This is a genomic window from Streptococcus acidominimus, from assembly GCF_001921825.1.
Lineage (GTDB): Bacteria > Bacillota > Bacilli > Lactobacillales > Streptococcaceae > Streptococcus > Streptococcus acidominimus.
Map to the genome: position 1 here is coordinate 1 of NZ_MSJL01000044.1, position 18,716 is coordinate 18,716.

The following is an 18,716-nucleotide window of genomic DNA, read 5'->3' on the forward strand; positions in this document are numbered from 1 at the left end:
ATGAAAATAGCTTTATTCCAGCTAAGAACTCAAAACATCACAGATTGACGGAAGAGGAAAAGCAACTAAATCGTGAGATGGCAGCGATTCGTATCCAAATTGAGCATTTCAATGCGAAGTTTAAGACGTTTCAAATCATGAAACAAGACTATCGTGGTCGGAGAAAACGTTTTGAAATACGTGCTGAGTTAATTTGTAGGATTATTAATTTTGAAACCAAGTAGTTACCGAACAAGTCTATTAAAAATCTAGGAGAATACAGATGATTGAAATAAAAAATCTAAGTGTCCGCTACCACAATGTGCTAGCCTTAGACACTGTTCAGTTAACTATTCAGGGGCCTACGATTACAGGTATTTTGGGTCCAAACGGAGCAGGGAAGTCTACTCTGCTAAAAGCCATGCTTCATATTATTGACCACGAGGGACAAACGACCCTTGATCACAAGGACATCCGCAAACAGCGCAATAAGATTGCCTATGTTGAGCAGAAAGCGGCGATTGACTTTAACTTTCCTATAAAGGTCAAGGAATGTGTTTCCTTGGGACTTTATCCTAAAATCCGTCTCTTTCAGCGTTTTAAGGAGGAGGACTGGGCCAAGGTTGCACGCGCCCTTGAAATTGTCGGAATGCTAGAGTATGCCGATAAGCAAATCAGCGAGCTATCCGGCGGTCAATTCCAGCGTGTGCTTATCGCCCGTTGTCTCGTCCAAGAAGCAGACTATATCTTCTTAGATGAGCCATTTGTCGGGATCGATTCGGTCAGCGAAAATATTATCATGACCACGCTACGCAATCTTAAAAAATTAGGAAAAACAATCCTGATTGTCCACCATGATTTGAGCAAGGTCACCACCTATTTCGACCAAGTTCTCTTACTCAATCGTCAGCTTATAGCTTTTGGAGAAACCGATCAGACCTTTACCAAGGATCATCTAAAAGCCACCTATGGCGAACATTTGATACTCATGGAGGAGGACAAAAAATGATTCAAGAATTTATTGAGGGATTGCAAAGTTTTCACTTCCTGCAAAATGCTGTGGTGACAGCCATTGTCATCGGCATTGTTGCTGGAGCCGTTGGCTGTTTTATTATCTTACGAGGACTATCCCTCATGGGAGATGCCATTTCCCATGCGGTTCTACCGGGAGTTGCCCTATCGTATATTTTAGGCATTAACTTTTTTATCGGTGCGATTGCCTTTGGTCTACTCGCATCCATCATGATTACTTACATCAAAGGAAATAGTATCATCAAGAGCGACACCGCAATCGGGATTACCTTTTCATCCTTTCTAGCACTCGGAGTAATCCTCATTGGGGTTGCCAATAGCTCTACCGACTTATTCCATATTCTATTCGGGAATATCCTTGCAGTGCAAGATCTGGATAAATGGATTACGATTGGCGTTGCCGCCGTCGTCCTCTTCCTGATTTTCCTCTTCTTCAAGCCACTCTTGATTACCTCCTTTGATCCACTACTTGCAAAATCCATGGGCATGCCGGTTAATGTCTACCACTATCTGCTCATGATTTTACTAACCTTGGTGTCTGTCACAGCTATGCAAAGTGTCGGAACCATTCTCATCGTTGCCATGCTGATTACACCAGCCGCTACTGCCTATCTCTATGCCAGCAGTCTTAAAACCATGATTTTTCTATCCTCCACCTTGGGAGCACTTGCTTCTATCGTTGGACTCTTTCTAGGATATAGTTTTAATATTGCCGCAGGATCTAGTATCGTCTTAACATCAGCCACTTTCTTTTTGATTAGCTTCCTCTTAGCCCCAAAACAGGGCATTCTCATACGCTATTTCAAAAAGTCATCTCACTCATAATTCACAAGGAGAACAAATGAAAAAATTATCTACTTTAGCAGTTGCCTTACTCGCAATCCTAGGTCTCGCCGCCTGCACAAGTCCCTCAAAGGACGCTAGCGCAGAATCTTCCAAATTAAAAGTTGTTACGACCAACTCCATTCTTGCCGACATGACGAAAAATATCGCAGGTGACAAGATTGACCTACATAGTATCGTCCCTGTCGGACAAGATCCACACGAATACGAACCTCTTCCTGAAGATGTGAAAAAAACCTCAAGAGCTGATCTTATTTTCTACAATGGTATCAACCTTGAGACCGGCGGAAACGCTTGGTTCACCAAATTGGTCAAAAATGCCAATAAGGTCGAAAATAAAGATTACTTTGCTGTCAGCGATGGTGTTGAAATCATCTATCTCGAAGGAGAAGATGAAAAAGGGAAAGAAGACCCACATGCCTGGCTCAACCTTGAAAATGGGATGATCTATGCCAAAAATATCGCCAAGCAATTGATTGCAAAAGATCCTAGTAACAAAGAAACTTACGAGAAAAATCTAGCCACCTATCTTGAAAAACTTGATGCCTTAGATAAGGAAGCGAAAGAAAAGTTCAACAACATCCCTGCTGAGAAAAAAATGATTGTCACTAGCGAAGGATGTTTCAAATACTTTTCAAAAGCCTATCAGGTTCCATCTGCCTACATCTGGGAAATTAACACCGAGGAAGAGGGAACACCTGACCAAATCAAACACTTGGTTGAAACACTACGTCAAACCAAGGTTTCATCTCTCTTTGTCGAAAGCAGTGTCGATGACCGTCCAATGAAGACTGTCTCAAAAGACACCAATATCCCGATTTATGCGAAAATCTTCACCGACTCTGTCGCTGAAGAAGGCGAAGATGGAGACAGCTACTATGCTATGATGAAATGGAATTTGGATAAAATCGCTGAGGGCTTAGCTAAATAGTTTATTTATAGGATGAGTATTACGGATCGCCATTGTCAAGGAATTTACTACTCAATGCGATTCTACTTGCTAGAACATCAGTCTATGGACACCTTTATATCTTCTCACTTTGATGATGCGCATGTTCGTAAAAAAATCCATATAATATTTCAAACTCCTAGTGCTATTCTCCTACTTTTAGCACTGGGAGTTTGCTTTTATATCGTTATTTCGTTTATCTTTTATAGCCGTTTAGTTTATTTTTAGTACTAGCTCCAACAGTCTGGGGAGAGACTGTTGGAGGTCGGAAATAAAGAAAACGACGTTTTCGTCAAAACAGTCTGGGAAGTGACTGTGAATACCTGAAAGTGCGCTGTGAGTTTTTTACGGGCTTTGTATCTTGTGTAACTGAACACGCCCTAAACTCTGTGCGAAAAAGACAAATTCTCCTAGAAACCATAGCTTCTGCGTCAAATTTTCTATTTTCGCTGTGAGTTTTTTACGGGCTTTGTATCTTGTGTAACACCCTCGTATCTTATATGCAATCCAGAAGTTTTACTTTTCATTTGAATTTTTGTTATACTAGAATACTAGACGAGAAAAAGAGAGGATACCGATATGACCCCTAACAAAGAAGATTATCTAAAATGTATCTACGAAATCAGCACGCGAAAGGAAAAAATCACCAATAAGGAGATTGCAGAGCGTATGCAGGTATCTCCACCTGCCGTCACTGAAATGGCCAAACGGATGATTGAAGAAGATCTGATTGAAAAAGACAAGCAAGCGGGCTATCTGTTGACACTTCTTGGTCAGAAAATGGTCGCCCGTCTCTATCGTAAGCACCGCTTAATTGAGGTCTTTCTCCTTGAACATCTGGGCTATACCAGTGACCAATTGCATGAAGAAGCCGAAGTGCTTGAGCATACTGTATCAGACTACTTCATTGATCAATTGGATGGCTTTCTAGGATCTCCAAAGACCTGTCCGCATGGAGGCACTATTCCTCCCAAAGATCAACTTCTGGAAGAACAACACCAAGATACCCTTGACAAAGTCACAAAACTTGGAAACTATTACTTGGTTCGAATCAACGATTCATTCCCCCTCCTTCAATTCCTAGAACACATCAATCTCTCCTTAAATGACAGCTTTACTGTGCAGCAAGTTGATACCTTTACCCAAAGCATTCTTATCCAATGCAAGGAAACAACAATTGCCATCCCCTTTGCTATTGCAAACGGCTTGTATATCGAAGCAGCATAAAAGACCTGAACCTCCTCATCAACGGTTGTTCAGGTCTTTTTCTTATGATTTTAGAGCCGCTGAAAAGCAACAGCAGACTGCTTTTTATAGTGTCGCAGATGGTACAGGAGTACGGTAAGACGCGTTAAAGAAATAATATAACTCATTCACTACGCTGATATACAGACGAGGAGCAGGGAATTTAGGACTTGTTGGTTCAAGCAATCTACTTGTTTTTCGTATCTAATAGAATAGTCACAGGGCCATCATTGATAAGGGAGACCTGCATATCCGCCCCAAAAATACCAGTCTGGACAGGGACGAAAGCTCCCAAAGCTTGGTTCAGCTCCTCATAGAGTTTCTTGGCAAGGGCTGGTACTGCCGCTCCTGTAAAGGCTGGACGATTGCCTTTTTTGGTATCCGCAAACAAGGTAAATTGTGAAATAGAGAGGATTTGCCCTCCAATATCCTGAACCGAGCGATTCATCTTCCCCTCTTCATCCGAAAAAATCCGCATGTGGGCAATCTTTCTCACCGCATAGTCCACATCTTCTTTGCCATCATCAGGACCAACACCTACCAAGAGAAGTAAGCCTTGCTGAATTTGTCCATGAACCTGCTGTTCAATGGTAACCGCTGCCTCTCTCACCCGCTGAATCACAATTCTCATCTATCCACCTACCCATTTGTTCGTTTGACCGAATACACTTCCGGTACTGATTTGATTTTATCAACTACGCTAGTCAGCGTTGCAAGATTTGGAATACCAAAGGACACATGAATCGTTGCAAATTTCATATCTTTGGTTGGTTGGGCATTGACAGAAGAAATATTTTTACTTGAATTGGTCAAGACTTTCAGAACATCATTGAGAAGACCTGAACGATTGAGTCCATAAATATCGATATTAGCCATGTATTCCTTGCTGGAAGGCTCACTCTCCCATGACACATCAATCAAACGCACTTCATAATTTTCCTGGCTTTTCAAGTTCATACAGTCCGTACGGTGAACCGCCACACCGCGCCCCTTCGTAATGTAGCCTGTAATCTCATCACCCGGCACTGGGTTGCAACACTTAGCAAGGCGAATCAAGAGACCTGATGCCCCTTCAATGACAACACCACCCTCATGACGAATTTTTAGACTATCTTTATTATCCTGCTTGACCTCGCCACCGTTGACCAATTCATCTGCAACAGCTTTAGCCTTAGCCCGTTCCGCCTCACGTCTTTCTTTTTCGGTCAAACGATTAAAGATAGACATGGCAGAAACTTCTCCAAAACCGACCGCCGCAAAGAGCGCCTCATCAGTCTTATAGCTCGTTTTTTGCAGTACGTCATCCAAGTGCTTGCGATCCAAGTATTGATTGGCGACATAGCCATTTTCCTGCAGGAGGCTCTGAACCAGCTCACGCCCCTTGGTAATCGACAATTCCTTGTCTTGATTTTTGAAGAACTGGCGAATCTTGTTTCTAGCTTTATGCGTTTTTACCAGATTAACCCAGTCGCGACTTGGCCCAAAGGAATTGGCACTCGTGATAATCTCAACTTGGTCTCCTGTTTTCAACTTGGTAGTCAAGGGCACCATCCGACCATTGACCTTGGCACCCGTTGCTTTTTCACCGACCTTGGTATGGATTTCATAGGCAAAGTCAATCGGCACAGAATCCTTAGGCAATTCTCTGACCGACCCATCTGGTGTGAACACGTAGATCCGCTCCGTAAAAATATCATCCTTGACAGAGTCGACAAAGGTCTGCGCATCGCCAGCATCTGCCTGCAACTCAATCAAATTATTGATCCATTTGAGCTCCTGCTGGCTAGCCGTAGCCTTTCCACCGCGCTTATAAGCCCAATGGGCAGCTACCCCGTATTCTGCCACCTGATGCATTTCCGCCGTTCGAATTTGAAACTCAATCGGACCCTTGGGACCATAGACTGTCGTATGAATCGACTGGTAGCCATTTGCCTTAGGATTGGCAATATAATCCTTAAACCGACCCGGCATCGGACGCCACAACTCGTGGATATACCCTAGCATGGCATAGACATCACTCGGCGTTTCCATGATACAGCGAATAGCAATCAAGTCATACAGCTGGTCAAAGCGCTTCTTCTTATCATGCATTTTCCGATAAATCGAATAGATATGCTTGGGGCGACCATAGATATGACCGTGGAGATGATGCTCGCTTGCAAAGTCACGAATCTTATCAACCACCTCATTGACCAAGGCTTCCCGCTCCCTGCGTTTTTCAGTCATGAGATGCGTAATCTTGTAAAACTCCGTCTCATTCAAATAGCGAAAGGCCATGTCTTCCAATTCCCACTTGATAGAAGAAATTCCTAAACGATGGGCAAGCGGTGCATAGATTTCCATTGTTTCACGTGAAATTCGCTCCTGCTTATCCTTACGCAAATGCTTCAAAGTCCGCATATTGTGCAGACGATCCGCCAATTTAACCAAGATAACACGCATATCCTTAGACATAGCAATCAACATCTTCCGGTGATTTTCTGCCAGCTGTTCTTCATGTGATTTGTATTCAACCTTACCGAGCTTGGTCACCCCGTCCACAATCATCCGCACATCCGAACCAAACTCCGCCTCTAGCTCATCCAGCGTGACCTCCGTATCCTCAACGACATCATGCAAAAAACCACAGGCTACCGTCACCGCATCAAGCTGCAAGCCTGCTAAAATCCCAGCCACCTGAATCGGATGAATGATGTAAGGTTCGCCTGATTTACGAAACTGCTGACTATGAGCTTCTAGGGCATACTCCAATGCCTTGCGTACAAAAGCTACATCCTCTTCTGGCATATATTGGGCTGTCAGAGCAATAACATCTTCTCCTGTTAGATTGATTTCTTTCATCTTCTCTTCCTTTTCCTGCCGATTATTGTTCTTATTTTACCATTTTAGTTAAAAAAGAAAAAGGTTCAAACCTCTCTTTTATGCTAGATATGGTACAATAGACAAAAATACTTCTAAAGGAGGAAAGCCATGAGTCAACCAATTATTGTAACGAGCAAAAAACGTCACTATGCTTTATTTGGAGCCACCTCATTATTAATGGTGCTATTATCCATATTCTGTATCTTTCTTTACTCTACTGAGCGACAGACTCACATTCTTTCGCCTCTCTTCATTTTTATTGGTATTCTTGGAATTCTCTTCTTCAGCGGGACTTTTGTTTTTTATACAAAACGCCTGCTTACCTCCTCATCCAACTTACCTCCCATTCTCCTTGTAGATGAAAAGGGGATTGTAGACAAGTCCTCTGCCCTAGCTATCGGCTTCATTCCTTGGGAAGATATCTCCTGTATTCACCTCCGCTCTCACATAAACCAAACCTATATCTCCGTTACTTTAAAAGACAACGAAACATATCTAGCTAAAATGAATGCTTTTCAAAAATATTGCTCCAAAGTAAACCTCAAAATGGGTTTCCCCTTGGTCAATATCGTTTTAACCACTAGTAACCAAACACCCGAAGAGGTTTACTATGCTATTCTTCATCAGTATGGGGAGAACTTCACTTATTAACCCCAAAAAGCTTGCTTTTGCAAGCTTTTTTAGTGTCGCATCTCCAGCGCAAAACTAACTGCTGATAGGGCATAAAGAGGGGCTGTCTCCGCCCGCATAATCCGTGGACCTAGACCAACCTTACGGCCGCCCTTGGTCTCAAACTGCACAATTTCATCTGGTGATAGCCCGCCCTCAGGACCAAAGATAAAGAGCAGTTTCTCACCGCTTGCCAAGTTGGAGAGAGCCTCTAGCAAGATTGCCCGCTCACCTGCTTTAGCAGATTCTTCATAGGCGATGAGAATACTATCAAACTGGTCAAATGCTGCAAGGAAATCCGACTTACTGGTAAACAAGTGAACGTCCGGCACCCGATTTCGTTTGCTCTGCTCTGCCGCTCCCAAGGCAATTTTCTGCAACTTTTCAATCTTTTTGGCAATCTTCTTACCATCCCATTTGACTACCGACCAATCTGCCGGAAAAGCCCAGAGCTGACTCGCGCCTAACTCTGTCGCTTTCTGGGCAAGAAATTCTAGTTTATCTCCCTTGGGAAATCCACAGGCAATGGTAACATCCACGGGTAGTTCGACTTGATCTGGCAACTCCTCTATCACTTCAAAACGGTACTCCTTTTCATCTACCACGCGCGCCAAGCGCTTGATACCATCCTCAAAGACCAAGACTACCTGATCACCTGTCGCCAACCGCATGACTTGAAACATGTGCTTAATGGTATCTTGATCCTCAATCACAAGATTTGAAACTGCCTCACCCTTTATAAAATACTGCTGCATCTAGCCCCCTATCACTCCAGATACTTCTCTGGTCTTCTTGAAAATAGCTGCATTCCATTCACCTTGAATCATCTGGGTTTCAAGGAAAAATCCTGCTGTTTCAGCTGCTGTTCGCACCATCTCCCACTTGGTCGCAATAATCCCACTCATGATGAGATAGCCCTCATCTTTGAGCAAGCGATAGGCATCTTCTGTCAAATGCACCAAGATATCCGCCAAGATATTAGCAACGATAACATCTGCTTCAAGCTCCACACCCCGAAGCAAGTCGCCTGCTTTCACCGTGATATTATCCGTATGGGCATTGAGGGCAATATTTTCTTCCGCTACCCGCACCGCAACCTCATCAAGGTCGTAGGCATGGACTTCACCCGCACCGAGAAGGGAGCTAGCAATCGAAAGGACGCCACTTCCAGTCCCCACATCAAGAACACGCTCACCACCTCGCAAGACTTGCTCTAAGGCAAACAAGCTCATCTTGGTTGTCGGATGGGTCCCAGTTCCAAAGGCCATACCAGGATCTAGGCGAATCACCTTCTCACCTGCGGTTGCCTCATAGTCCGTCCACGACGGTACAATCGTCAAAGCGTGGGTAATACGCGCTGGCTCATAGTACTTCTTCCAATTGTCCGCCCAATCTTCCTCTTCCAAGGCCTGATCTTCTAAATGGATCGTGCTTGGATCTACAAAATCACTAACCTCATCCAAACGTGCTAGCAAGGCTATTTTAATATCCTCTACCGCTAGATTTTCTGGGTAATAAGCGATAATCGTAATCAAGTCCGATTGCTCCTTTTCAGGCACAATTTCGCCAAATAAGTCTTCCTTATCCAGATAATCCGCCGTATCTTCAATTGCGACACCTTGCGCCCCTAGCTCAATCAAGAGATTCGATACAATCTCCTCCCCCCGGCGCTCAAGCTCCACTCGTAATTCCTGCCACATAGTCTCTCCTTTCTTCATCGATTTCTCATTTAATAGCGAGGATAAGGATGAAAGTCCGTTTCCACCAGCCTAGCCTTACCTGCTTCAAAATGCTCCTTGTCCCAGACAATCGCAAATTCTTCTGCCTCATCATCTGCCAAAAAGTCTATCAGGTCATCCAGACCTTTTTCTGCCGTTTCTGCTAAAAATGCGACAAAATAGGCGATAAATTCACCGGAGAGCCCTTTTTTCTGCTCATAGGGAATGGTGACCAAATAGTCCTCTGCTACAACTCTTGATTTCAAAGGATTGTAAAACAAGACCGCTTCTTCAAAAAAAATATCCTCTGCCGTTGCATTTCCCTCGTCATCAACCGTTTCAATGCCCGCCCTGTTTTCTACTTCCAACAAAAATGCAACCTCTACCGCATGATTTTTCTTATCCCAATTGATTTCAAAATCATAGGGAAACTGTTTTTCCATGGTTTTATCCAGAACATCTAAAAATCCGTACTTACTCATCTTGCCTCACTTTACAGTATTTATGATAGAATATATAGATAAGTGTAACATAAAAGCAACTAAAAAGATAGAAAGGACGAAGCCACATGATTGACAATCTTGCTCTTAGCATGCGCCCCAAAACGATCGATCAGATCATTGGACAAAGCCACTTAGTCGGAGAAGGGAAAATTATCCGCCGCATGGTGGAGGCTAAACGTCTATCTTCCATGATTTTATATGGTCCACCAGGGATTGGCAAGACCAGTATTGCCAGCGCCATTGCTGGGACGTCCAAGTATGCCTTTCGCACCTTCAACGCCACTGTTGATACCAAAAAGCGCCTCCAGGAAATTGCAGAAGAGGCTAAGTTCTCTGGCGGTTTGATTCTACTCCTTGATGAGATCCACCGCTTGGACAAGACCAAGCAGGATTTCTTGCTACCCTTGCTTGAAAATGGCAACCTCATCATGATTGGTGCAACCACAGAAAATCCCTTTTTCTCCGTGACACCTGCCATTCGGAGCCGTGTCCAAATTTTTGAATTAGAGCCTCTCTCAAATGATGACATCAAGACGGCTGTCCAGATAGCTATCTCAGACCCTGAGCGCGGTTTCGATTTTCCTATTGCATTAGATGATGAGGCACTTGACTTCATTGCTACTAGCACAAATGGAGACCTGCGTTCAGCCTTTAACTCCTTAGAATTAGCCATCCTATCCACTCCTGAAAATAGGGAAGGCATCCGCCATATCACGCTTGAGACCATGGAAAATAGCCTACAAAAAAGCTATATCACTATGGATAAGAATGGCGACGGACATTATGATGTCCTCTCCGCCCTTCAAAAATCAATTCGGGGAAGCGACGTCAACGCTAGTCTCCACTATGCTGCCCGTCTGATTGAAGCTGGAGATTTACCAAGCCTTGCCAGACGACTGACAGTCATTGCCTATGAGGATATCGGTCTTGCTAATCCTGAAGCTCAAATCCATACTGTGACCGCTCTTGAAGCCGCCCAAAAACTAGGTTTTCCAGAAGCTCGCATTCCCATTGCCAATATCGTCATTGACCTTGCTCTTTCACCGAAATCAAATTCTGCTTACTTGGCTATGGATCAGGCTCTTGCCGATCTCAAGAAAAATGGATACCTACCGATTCCAAGACACCTCCGTGATGGTCATTACAAGGGAAGTCAAGAATTAGGCAATGCCCAAGACTATCTCTATCCCCATGATTTTCCAGAAAAATGGGTGGACCAACAATATCTTCCTGATAAGCTCGTCTATCAACACTATTTTGAAGCCAATGAAACAGGAAAATACGAGCGAGCCCTTAAATTGACCCAAGAAAAAATTAAGGAATTAAAAAAATAAAAATCGCCAAAGTCTTGAGAGAGTAAAGAAAGAGACTTTTTGCGATAACGCTTTCTTTTTTGTCAATTTTTTCTTGATTTTTTTTCAAAATATGGTAAGATAAATACATAGATGAGAACTGCTGTGGTATACGAATTCATACCTATGTGTTGACCGACTATTTTTGTATTACTAGGGAAACAAGAGCTTTCTAACAGTATGCAGGCCGTCTCACACGGAAGCGACTGAAGTTAGAAACGAGTTACCCACCTGCTACTGACTGTGCGGGATCAATACAATTCATGAATCACCGGTACCAATACAGCGTTTTTCTTTTCCTTCCTTAGCTCAGCTGGCAGAGCAGCGGACTCTTAATCCGTGGGTCGTAGGTTCGATCCCTACAGGGAGGATGTTCGCATATCTCCTAAAGCCTTGTACCGCAAGGCTTTTTGTATTGTGATAAGCAAATTTGTTCTACTTTTGTTAAGTATAAATACCAGCTTCCTTGCCTATCTTTAACAGACCCTCATTTTGTAATGATTGACAATTTATGCCATTTTAGATATACTGGTAATAGAAAAAGGGCAGTTGCGCAAACAACTACCCCGGCAGAACCGTTTAAGACGGTGGCTGGTTTTGATTACTAAAAAATAACCGTTAACTCTACCAAAGTTATAGACGGTTATTTTTTATTGCTCATTTTTACGATTATCACAACTAATACTCTATAAAAATCAAAATCTGACTAGGCAACGAAACCGCAGGTAGAACTGAAGTTCAGCAAGGTGAGTTAACGACGTCAGATTTTGATTTTTGACGAGTATAAGCCAATGAATGATAGTAAAAAACCACCAAACTCAAGCATGAGTTGCAATGCCTCGTAAACCGACAATATTCGCTCCTTTCTCCTTGGATTTTAGCACCTACATTCATAAGCACCACCACCTTTCAGAAATTAGAGCCACCGTCTTAACTCTTCTGCTTCTCTAGTATAGCATATTTTTTAGATACTTGCTTTAATATTTGTAATTTTTTATGATTATCATAGATGCCTATACGAATCTATCAATAGTTAAACATCAGCTTATTTATATATCTTTTGATAATCCTCATCTTGTAATACTTGACAATGTATATCATTTTAGATATACTGATAATAGGAAAAGGGCAGTTGCGCAAACAACTACCCCAGCAGAACCGTTTAAGACGGTGGCAGACAATAACTGTTAAAAAATAACCGTTAACCTACCAAAGTTGAGACGGTTATTTTTTATTGCTCATTTTTACGATTATCACAATCAAGCCAATGAATGATAGTAAAAAACTATCAAAACCAAGCATGAGTTGCAGTGCCTCGTAAACCGACAATATGCGCTCCTTTCTCTTTGGATTTCAGTACCTACATTCATAAGCACCACCACCTTTCAGAAATTAGAGCCACCGCCTTACCTTTTCTGCTTCTCTAGTATAGCATATTTTTTAGAAAATTGCTTTTATATTAGCATTGTTTTATATGATATTCAAAAAAATCAAAAATAGGGCGGGCTTCAACTATCTAGGAGATAGGATAAGAGTAGTGAAGCTAGCCTCTCTACGTTGAAAAACGTGAAAATAATTGACCACTATTTCAAATATTCTATTGGGAAAAGTTTTCATCAAAAGTCGCTAGTATACTGGAGGGGTACAGCAAGATGAGGTAATATAGCCGTTTAGTTTATTTTTAGTACTAGGCAACGAGTCGCAGGTAGTTGAAATAGTTGATAACTAGACAAGTGATAGATAAGAAAAGTGTAACTTTTCTCAATAGTACAACTCAAGATACGAGAGCGTTAAGCAACTCCTAGACAAAATAGGAAATACGACGAAGAAGCTGTGGCTTCTAGGAGTATTTATCTTTTTGTCAGTGAGTTGTAGCTAAAGTTCAATTATACAAGACGAGGTAACGAAGTAATAAAAATATAAACTAAATGACTATAACAGATAAACCAGGCTTATTCTTCAAACTCTACCGCAATCACATCAAGCGCCCGCTCAATAACCAGATGCATATCGTAATATTTATAGTCTGCTAGACGGCCACAGAAAATGACCCTGTCCTTGATCGCTTCTGCCTCTTTCGCATAGTTGGCAAAAATAGCATTGTTTTTCGCATCGTTGATTGGATAGTAGGGTTCATCACCCTTTTGCCAATCGACAGGATATTCTCTAGTGATGAGCGTTCTTTCCTGACAACCAAATTCAAAGTGCTTGTGCTCAATAATCCGTGTGTAGGGTACATCTCGTTCTGTGTAATTGACAACGGCATTCCCTTGATAGTTATCCGTCTCAAGCAATTCATGTTCAAAACGAAGCCCGCGATAATCCAATGCCCCGTGCTTGTAATCAAAATACTGGTCAATCATCCCTGTAAAGACTACTTTTTGGGTCTGTGCTTCCCAGCTTGACCTCTTTTCAAAAAAATCAGCATTCAACTCAAGCTCAATCCCCTCCAACATCTTCTCAATGATAACATTATAACCTCCCTCTGGAATCCCTTGGTAGCGGTCATTGAAATAATTATTGTCAAAGGTAAAACGAACTGGTAAGCGTTTGATAATAAAGGGTGGTAAATCTGTCGCAGATCTCCCCCATTGCTTTTCCGTGTACCCCTTAATCAGGATTTCATAGACATCTTTCCCAATCAATTTCAAGGCCTGCTCCTCTAAATTCCGAGGTTCAATCCCCTGTAAATGCTGGGTTTGCTCCGCGATTTTATCCTTGACCTCCTGCGGAGTTTTGGTTCCCCACATAGCATAAAATGTATTCATATTAAAGGGGAGATTATACAGTTTCCCTTGATAATTGGCAAGGGGAGAATTGATATAGTTGTTAAATTCTGCAAACTGATTGACGTAATCCCAAATCTCTTTATTGGACGTATGAAAAATGTGCGCCCCATATTTATGAACCTTGATTCCCTCAATTGATTCACAATAGATATTACCACCAATATGATCTCGCTTGTCAATCACTTTTACTTTCTTGCCACGCTTAGCTGCCTCATAAGCAAATACCGCTCCTGCCAAACCCGCTCCAACAATCAAATAATCGTACATGTTCTCTTCCTTATCTAATACTCAATAAAAATCAAAAGCAAAAGCAAACAAATCGAATTCGTCCTACACTCTGCGCAAAAAAGGGACATAGCTGTCCAGTTTTAATTGGTTACAGATACGGCTCTAGCTATTGCACAGATATGGCTAATAAATCTTCCCAGTCTAAAGCTATAAGATAGCCTTGGAGATAAACTCTCCAGTATCTGCGTCAGATTACCTAGTTTGCCGCAGCTGTTGCAGACTATACCTGCTTTACAGATATAGTAATAACAGTCAGAGAAGCGACTGCTACTACCTAAAGAGGGATAACCGCTTTTTAACGCCCTTGTATCTTAGTTTGATTTTCAAAGGGTATAACTAACAATCTCCGCAGGACAAGCTCCTAGATTTCCCTAGAAGCATAACGCTACCATTATATCATAATTTGGGATGATTATTCTCCCGTTTTAGCTGCTCGTACTGGCTCGTTCCGTCCCGTAATTTCTCCCAGATTACGACTTGGTTTTGTGAAAGAGAACGCTGCACATCGATAATACGCTGGTTGCTAGAACCCCGAAATTGCAACATGAGATTGCGTTTGGTGCGATCATAACGCCCATCCACCAGAATATCAATATGGCGCAACAATTCCAACTTATCCGGCGTTTCCAACATCATCTCCTCCCAAGTATACCCCGTCCATGACCAAATATCCTTATTAGGTAGTTCCTTGCGAATACGCTTGACCAAGGGAAGCAGAATACCTGTATTCAGAAACGGTTCACCACCTAGTAGGGTCAAGCCCTGAACATAAGGCTGGGCAAGATCTTGCATAATTTGCTCCTCCAACTCCTTTGTGTAAGGGATACCCGCCTTAAAGGACCAGGTCGCGACATTATAGCAGCCCTCACAATGGAACATGCAGCCTGCAACATAGAGCGAATTGCGTACCCCTTCTCCATCTACAAAGTTAAAGGCCTTATAATCAATAATCCGCCCCTGACTCAATTCTTCACTTTTCCACTCTTGTGGCTTTGGATTATTCATAATTCCTCCACATCAATCCAATATCGTTCGCTCTCCTCAACTTGACTTTCCAGTTTTCCCCCTTGTGAAAGAATGGTGCGACGACTGGCTTCATTGCTCATATTGCAGGTCACAAGCACACAAGAAATATTTTTAGAGCGCGCTTCAAGCAAACCAAGACGCAACTGCTCCTTCGCGTAACCCTTCCTACGTTTGCTAGGACGGATACTGTAACCGATATGACCACCGTGTTGAAGTAAGTGGTCATTAAGGCGCAAGCGAAGATTCAAAAAGCCCAACGCTCGATTGCTAGCATCAAAGGAGACATACTGGATATATGGTACAAAACCCGCCGGAAGTCCTATACCCATTTCCGCAGTAGCATTTCTTTCTAACCAACTTTCATAATCAAAGTCCTCTCCAACCCAAAAGCCATCCGTGGGACTATTCAGCCTGCGAAACTCCTCTACCATCTCTAAAATGGCTACCTTATCCGCTAGAGTTGGCCTTCTTAATTCCATCGTCTCCCCCTTACAAGGTAGGGAGGACCAACGTCCTCCCTACCCGATTTTATTTCCCTTGTTTTTTCAAAAATTGTTCCCGTAACTGGGCAATTCTATCTTTTTTATTCATGCCACCCTTGGAATGTTTTTCATGGTAGCGCTCGACAAGGGCCTTGCCCTTATCATCTAATTGGTACTTCCCCATTTGTATCTCCTTTTATATGTATAGTTGAGCCATTCATATGTTTGACACGCGCAGCAATCTCCTTGTGGCGACCATTGACCATGGGTCTCGCTTGAGGATTCCCCAAATAGCCACAGGTACGCTTGACCACGTCCACCGTTTTCGGATCTGTATTGCCACAATTTGGACATTTAAAGCCCCGCTCAGTCGGAATAAAATCCCCCTCAAAATGGCATTGATAGCAACGATCAATCGGTGTGTTGGTTCCTAAATATCCCACCCGGTCATAGGCAAAATCCCAAACCGCTTCCAAAGCCTTGGGGTTTTGTTGCAGGACAGGATATTCGCAATAGTGGATAAAGCCCCCAGTCGCTCCCGCCGCAGGATAGTCCTTTTCAAATTCTAATTTTTCAAAAGGGGTCGGATTTTTACGCACGTCATAATGAAACGAATTCGTATAGTATTCCTTGTCCGTAATGTCCTTGACCAGACCAAATTTTTCCCGATCCAAACGACAAAAGCGGTCTGTCAAACTTTCAGATGGTGTCGAATAGATTGAAAAATGGACATCGTACTCATCTGACCAAGCCCCCACCTGCTCTTTCATAACCCGAATAATATCCAGCGTAAATTCTTTGGCAACTGGATTTGTCTCCCAGTCACTGCCATAAAAGACAGTAGCAACTTCATACAAGCCGATATAGCCTAAAGAAATCGTTGCCCGACGATGGATAAAGAGTTGTCCCACCTCATCGTCTTTACCTAGGCGATTTCCAAAAGCTCCGTATTGGTAGAGGATGGGAGCGTTAGCTGGTCGTGCCTCCATAACTCGGTGCATGCGATAGACCAAGGCATCCTTAGCAATCCCCATACGTTCCTCAAAAATATCCCAAAACTTGAGGATATCCCCTCCGGATTCCATGGCAATCCGGGGAAGGTTGAGGGTCACAACCCCGAGATTCATCCGACCGGAATTGATTTCTTCGCCCTTTTCATCTAACCAACCCTGTAAGAAAGAGCGACAGCCCATCGGCGCCTTAAATGATCCCGTCAGATCGACAATCTTATCATAAGACAAGACATCAGGATACATCCGCTTGGTCGCACACTCCAAGGCCAGCTGCTTGATATCATAGTTTGGGCTACCTTCTTCCAAGTTTAATCCACGTTTCAATGTGAAAATCAACTTCGGAAAAATCGCTGTCCGCTCTTCGCTGCCCAAGCCCTTAATCCGAATCTGCAAAATCGCTTTTTGAATCTCCCGCTCAAACCATGAGGTTCCTAATCCAAAGCCCAAAGAAGTAAAAGGGGTCTGACCATTTGAAGTAAATAAGGTGTTAATTTCATACTCCAAAGACTGCATGGCGTCATAGATATCCTTTTGGGTCTTTACACGCGCATAATCTTCCTGCTTTTCAGGCAAGACCCACTGACTTGCATCCTTCAAATGCTTCTGATAATTCAACTCCGCATAAGGAGCGAGTAACTCATCTACTCGGTCTGCCGTACAACCACCGTACTGGCTTGATGCTACATTCGCAATAATCTGCGAAATCTGGGCAGTAGCTGTCTGGATAGACTTAGGACTTTCCACCTCGGCATTCCCAATCTTAAAACCATTTGCCAGCATCCCCTTGAAATCAATCAAGCAACAGTTAGTCATGGGCGTATAGGGACTATAATCCAAATCATGAAAATGAAGATCTCCCTTTTGATGAGCATTGGCCACATGCTCCGGCAAGAGCTTGAGACCAATAGACTTTCCGACAATTCCTGCGGTTAAATCACGCTGGGTATTAAAGACATCACTATCCTTATTCGCATTTTCATTGACCACCGTCTGATCTTTGGTTAACAGTTTCTCAATGGTAAAATTGATGTCCATAGCTTGATGGCGCTCAAAATCGCGCTTGGTTCGATACTGAATATAAACTTCTGCTAGGTCATATAAGCGAGCCTTGAGCAATTCTTGCTCCACAATGGTCTGAATTTCATAAATCTGAATATCCTGATGAAAGCGACGGCGAATTTCTGCCAGCACAGCCTCTACAATCTGATGGAGTACCGCCTCCGAACAAGGATGTTCCAACTCATCACTCGCTCGGCCAAGCGCTGCTAAAATCTTATCTGCATCAAATGCGACTGTCCGTCCGTCCCGCTTTAGGACGAGAATATCAGGTACTATTATCTGTTTTATTGATCCTATCATGTCACACTCTCTCCTTTCTTTGTCTTTCTCTAGTGTATCACTTCACAAATATAAAATCAACATCTAGTGTCATTTTTGTTATTTTTTTCTAAAAAACACAATATATAGAATATTTTATATAACTGTTTCGTTTGCTTTTAGATCAGACAGTCTGGGGAGAGACTATTTGAGGCGGGAAATGAAGAAAATGAAGGTTTCATCAAAAGTCACAGGTAGTTGATACTCTTTAAAAAGCAAAAAGATACTTTGTCAAGAGCCCCAGTGGCGCTTTTGAGTCTACTCACTAAAAGGAGGCATAACGAAGTTAGAACATCTGATTATCTATTTTCCGAGGTTTTAGGCTCAACTCATACTCTATAAGGGGACCTCTAAAAACTTCCTAAATTTCCCCAAAATGAGATAATAGAATAAAAAGTAATGAGGAGAGCTGTCATGCATTTATTCACAGACGATGAAAAAATCTTGTCAAAACTATCAGAAAAAGGCAATCCCTTAGAACGTTTGGATGCCGTTATGGATTGGAATATCTTTCTTCCTTTGTTGTCAGAGTTATTCAGTCGTAAAGATAAAGTCATCAGTCGTGGCGGTCGTCCTCACCTAGACTATC

18 protein-coding genes, 1 tRNA gene, 1 other RNA gene and 2 pseudogenes are annotated in these 18,716 nt (G+C 42.7%); 10 read left to right on the forward strand and 12 right to left on the reverse strand.

What is annotated here, in order from left to right; translation table 11 throughout:
- The 5 genes from BU200_RS08445 to BU200_RS08465 form a co-directional block, all read left to right on the forward strand.
- Window positions 1-224 (forward strand): transposase family protein (locus tag BU200_RS08445; protein WP_142237035.1); only part of this gene is annotated, 224 nt, incomplete at its 5' end.
- 38 nt (window positions 225-262) lie between these two features.
- The gene (locus tag BU200_RS08450) at window positions 263-988 is read left to right on the forward strand and encodes a metal ABC transporter ATP-binding protein (RefSeq protein WP_075099736.1); all 726 of its coding nucleotides are present in this window, start codon (window positions 263-265) and stop codon (window positions 986-988) included.
- The gene (locus BU200_RS08455; RefSeq protein WP_075099737.1) at window positions 985-1,836 is read left to right on the forward strand and encodes a metal ABC transporter permease; all 852 of its coding nucleotides are present in this window, start codon (window positions 985-987) and stop codon (window positions 1,834-1,836) included. The genes BU200_RS08450 and BU200_RS08455 overlap by 4 nt, the downstream gene beginning before the upstream one ends.
- A 16-nt stretch (window positions 1,837-1,852) precedes the next feature.
- Window positions 1,853-2,785, forward strand: a complete 933-nt coding sequence (locus tag BU200_RS08460) for a metal ABC transporter substrate-binding protein (protein WP_075099738.1) — start codon at window positions 1,853-1,855, stop codon at window positions 2,783-2,785.
- Between the two features lie 597 nt (window positions 2,786-3,382).
- A complete protein-coding gene (locus BU200_RS08465; RefSeq protein ID WP_075099739.1) occupies window positions 3,383-4,030 on the forward strand; it encodes a metal-dependent transcriptional regulator in 648 nt (215 codons plus the stop codon).
- Window positions 4,031-4,235: 205 nt separating this feature from the next.
- On the opposite strand, the gene dtd is transcribed toward BU200_RS08465, so the two are convergent.
- Both dtd and BU200_RS08475 read right to left on the reverse strand, forming a co-directional pair.
- Window positions 4,236-4,679 (reverse strand): D-aminoacyl-tRNA deacylase, encoded by a 444-nt coding sequence (dtd, locus tag BU200_RS08470; protein WP_075099740.1) that lies wholly within the window; start codon window positions 4,677-4,679, stop codon window positions 4,236-4,238.
- Between the two features lie 8 nt (window positions 4,680-4,687).
- Window positions 4,688-6,889 (reverse strand): RelA/SpoT family protein, encoded by a 2,202-nt coding sequence (locus BU200_RS08475; protein ID WP_075099741.1) that lies wholly within the window; start codon window positions 6,887-6,889, stop codon window positions 4,688-4,690.
- Between the two features lie 129 nt (window positions 6,890-7,018).
- Between BU200_RS08475 and BU200_RS08480 the strand changes: the two genes are divergently transcribed.
- On the forward strand, window positions 7,019-7,561 hold the full coding sequence (locus BU200_RS08480; protein ID WP_075099742.1) for an STM3941 family protein: 543 nt from the start codon (window positions 7,019-7,021) through the stop codon (window positions 7,559-7,561).
- A gap of 29 nt (window positions 7,562-7,590) precedes the next feature.
- Here the strand turns inward: BU200_RS08480 and BU200_RS11390 are convergent, their stop codons facing one another.
- From BU200_RS11390 to BU200_RS08495, 3 genes are read right to left on the reverse strand one after another with little or no spacing between them, the layout of a single operon-like run.
- Window positions 7,591-8,334, reverse strand: coding sequence for a 16S rRNA (uracil(1498)-N(3))-methyltransferase (locus BU200_RS11390; RefSeq protein ID WP_075099743.1), 744 nt, complete (start codon window positions 8,332-8,334; stop codon window positions 7,591-7,593).
- Complete coding sequence (prmA, locus tag BU200_RS11395; protein ID WP_089503568.1) at window positions 8,335-9,279, reverse strand: 50S ribosomal protein L11 methyltransferase; 945 nt, start codon at window positions 9,277-9,279, stop codon at window positions 8,335-8,337. It abuts the gene before it with no gap.
- Between the two features lie 29 nt (window positions 9,280-9,308).
- Complete coding sequence (locus tag BU200_RS08495; protein ID WP_075099745.1) at window positions 9,309-9,779, reverse strand: DUF3013 family protein; 471 nt, start codon at window positions 9,777-9,779, stop codon at window positions 9,309-9,311.
- Between the two features lie 86 nt (window positions 9,780-9,865).
- On the opposite strand from BU200_RS08495, the gene BU200_RS08500 reads away from it, so the two are divergent.
- The 3 genes from BU200_RS08500 (at window position 9,866) to BU200_RS08510 (ending at window position 11,523) form a co-directional block, all read left to right on the forward strand.
- Window positions 9,866-11,134 (forward strand): replication-associated recombination protein A, encoded by a 1,269-nt coding sequence (locus BU200_RS08500; protein WP_075099746.1) that lies wholly within the window; start codon window positions 9,866-9,868, stop codon window positions 11,132-11,134.
- 115 nt (window positions 11,135-11,249) lie between these two features.
- Window positions 11,250-11,445: non-coding RNA, 6S RNA (gene ssrS / locus BU200_RS08505), on the forward strand.
- A gap of 5 nt (window positions 11,446-11,450) precedes the next feature.
- Window positions 11,451-11,523 (forward strand) — tRNA-Lys (locus BU200_RS08510).
- 389 nt (window positions 11,524-11,912) lie between these two features.
- Here BU200_RS08510 and BU200_RS11790 read toward each other — a convergent pair.
- From BU200_RS11790 to nrdD, 7 genes and pseudogenes are all read right to left on the reverse strand, one after another.
- Window positions 11,913-11,978: a hypothetical protein gene (locus BU200_RS11790; protein ID WP_244912663.1), complete on the reverse strand. Its 66-nt coding sequence runs from the start codon at window positions 11,976-11,978 to the stop codon at window positions 11,913-11,915.
- A 398-nt stretch (window positions 11,979-12,376) separates the two neighbouring features.
- Window positions 12,377-12,522: pseudogene (locus BU200_RS11745) on the reverse strand (putative holin-like toxin).
- Window positions 12,523-13,104: 582 nt separating this feature from the next.
- A complete protein-coding gene (glf, locus tag BU200_RS08525) occupies window positions 13,105-14,208 on the reverse strand; it encodes a UDP-galactopyranose mutase (protein ID WP_075099747.1) in 1,104 nt (367 codons plus the stop codon).
- 417 nt (window positions 14,209-14,625) lie between these two features.
- Entirely contained in the window at window positions 14,626-15,234 is a 609-nt protein-coding gene (gene nrdG / locus BU200_RS08530; RefSeq protein WP_075099748.1) for an anaerobic ribonucleoside-triphosphate reductase activating protein, read from the reverse strand.
- Window positions 15,231-15,734 carry a GNAT family N-acetyltransferase gene (locus BU200_RS08535; RefSeq protein WP_075099749.1) on the reverse strand — a complete coding sequence of 168 codons (504 nt, stop codon included), beginning with the start codon at window positions 15,732-15,734 and terminating at the stop codon, window positions 15,231-15,233. The genes nrdG and BU200_RS08535 overlap by 4 nt, the downstream gene beginning before the upstream one ends.
- Before the next feature lie 49 nt (window positions 15,735-15,783).
- The gene (locus BU200_RS11285) at window positions 15,784-15,921 is read right to left on the reverse strand and encodes a hypothetical protein (protein ID WP_089503569.1); all 138 of its coding nucleotides are present in this window, start codon (window positions 15,919-15,921) and stop codon (window positions 15,784-15,786) included.
- Entirely contained in the window at window positions 15,899-18,109 is a 2,211-nt protein-coding gene (gene nrdD / locus BU200_RS08540; protein WP_075099750.1) for an anaerobic ribonucleoside-triphosphate reductase, read from the reverse strand. Before nrdD ends, BU200_RS11285 begins: the two co-directional genes overlap by 23 nt.
- A 432-nt stretch (window positions 18,110-18,541) precedes the next feature.
- Here nrdD and BU200_RS10990 point away from each other — a divergent pair.
- A pseudogene (locus tag BU200_RS10990) lies at window positions 18,542-18,716 on the forward strand (IS5/IS1182 family transposase); the annotation flags it as partial.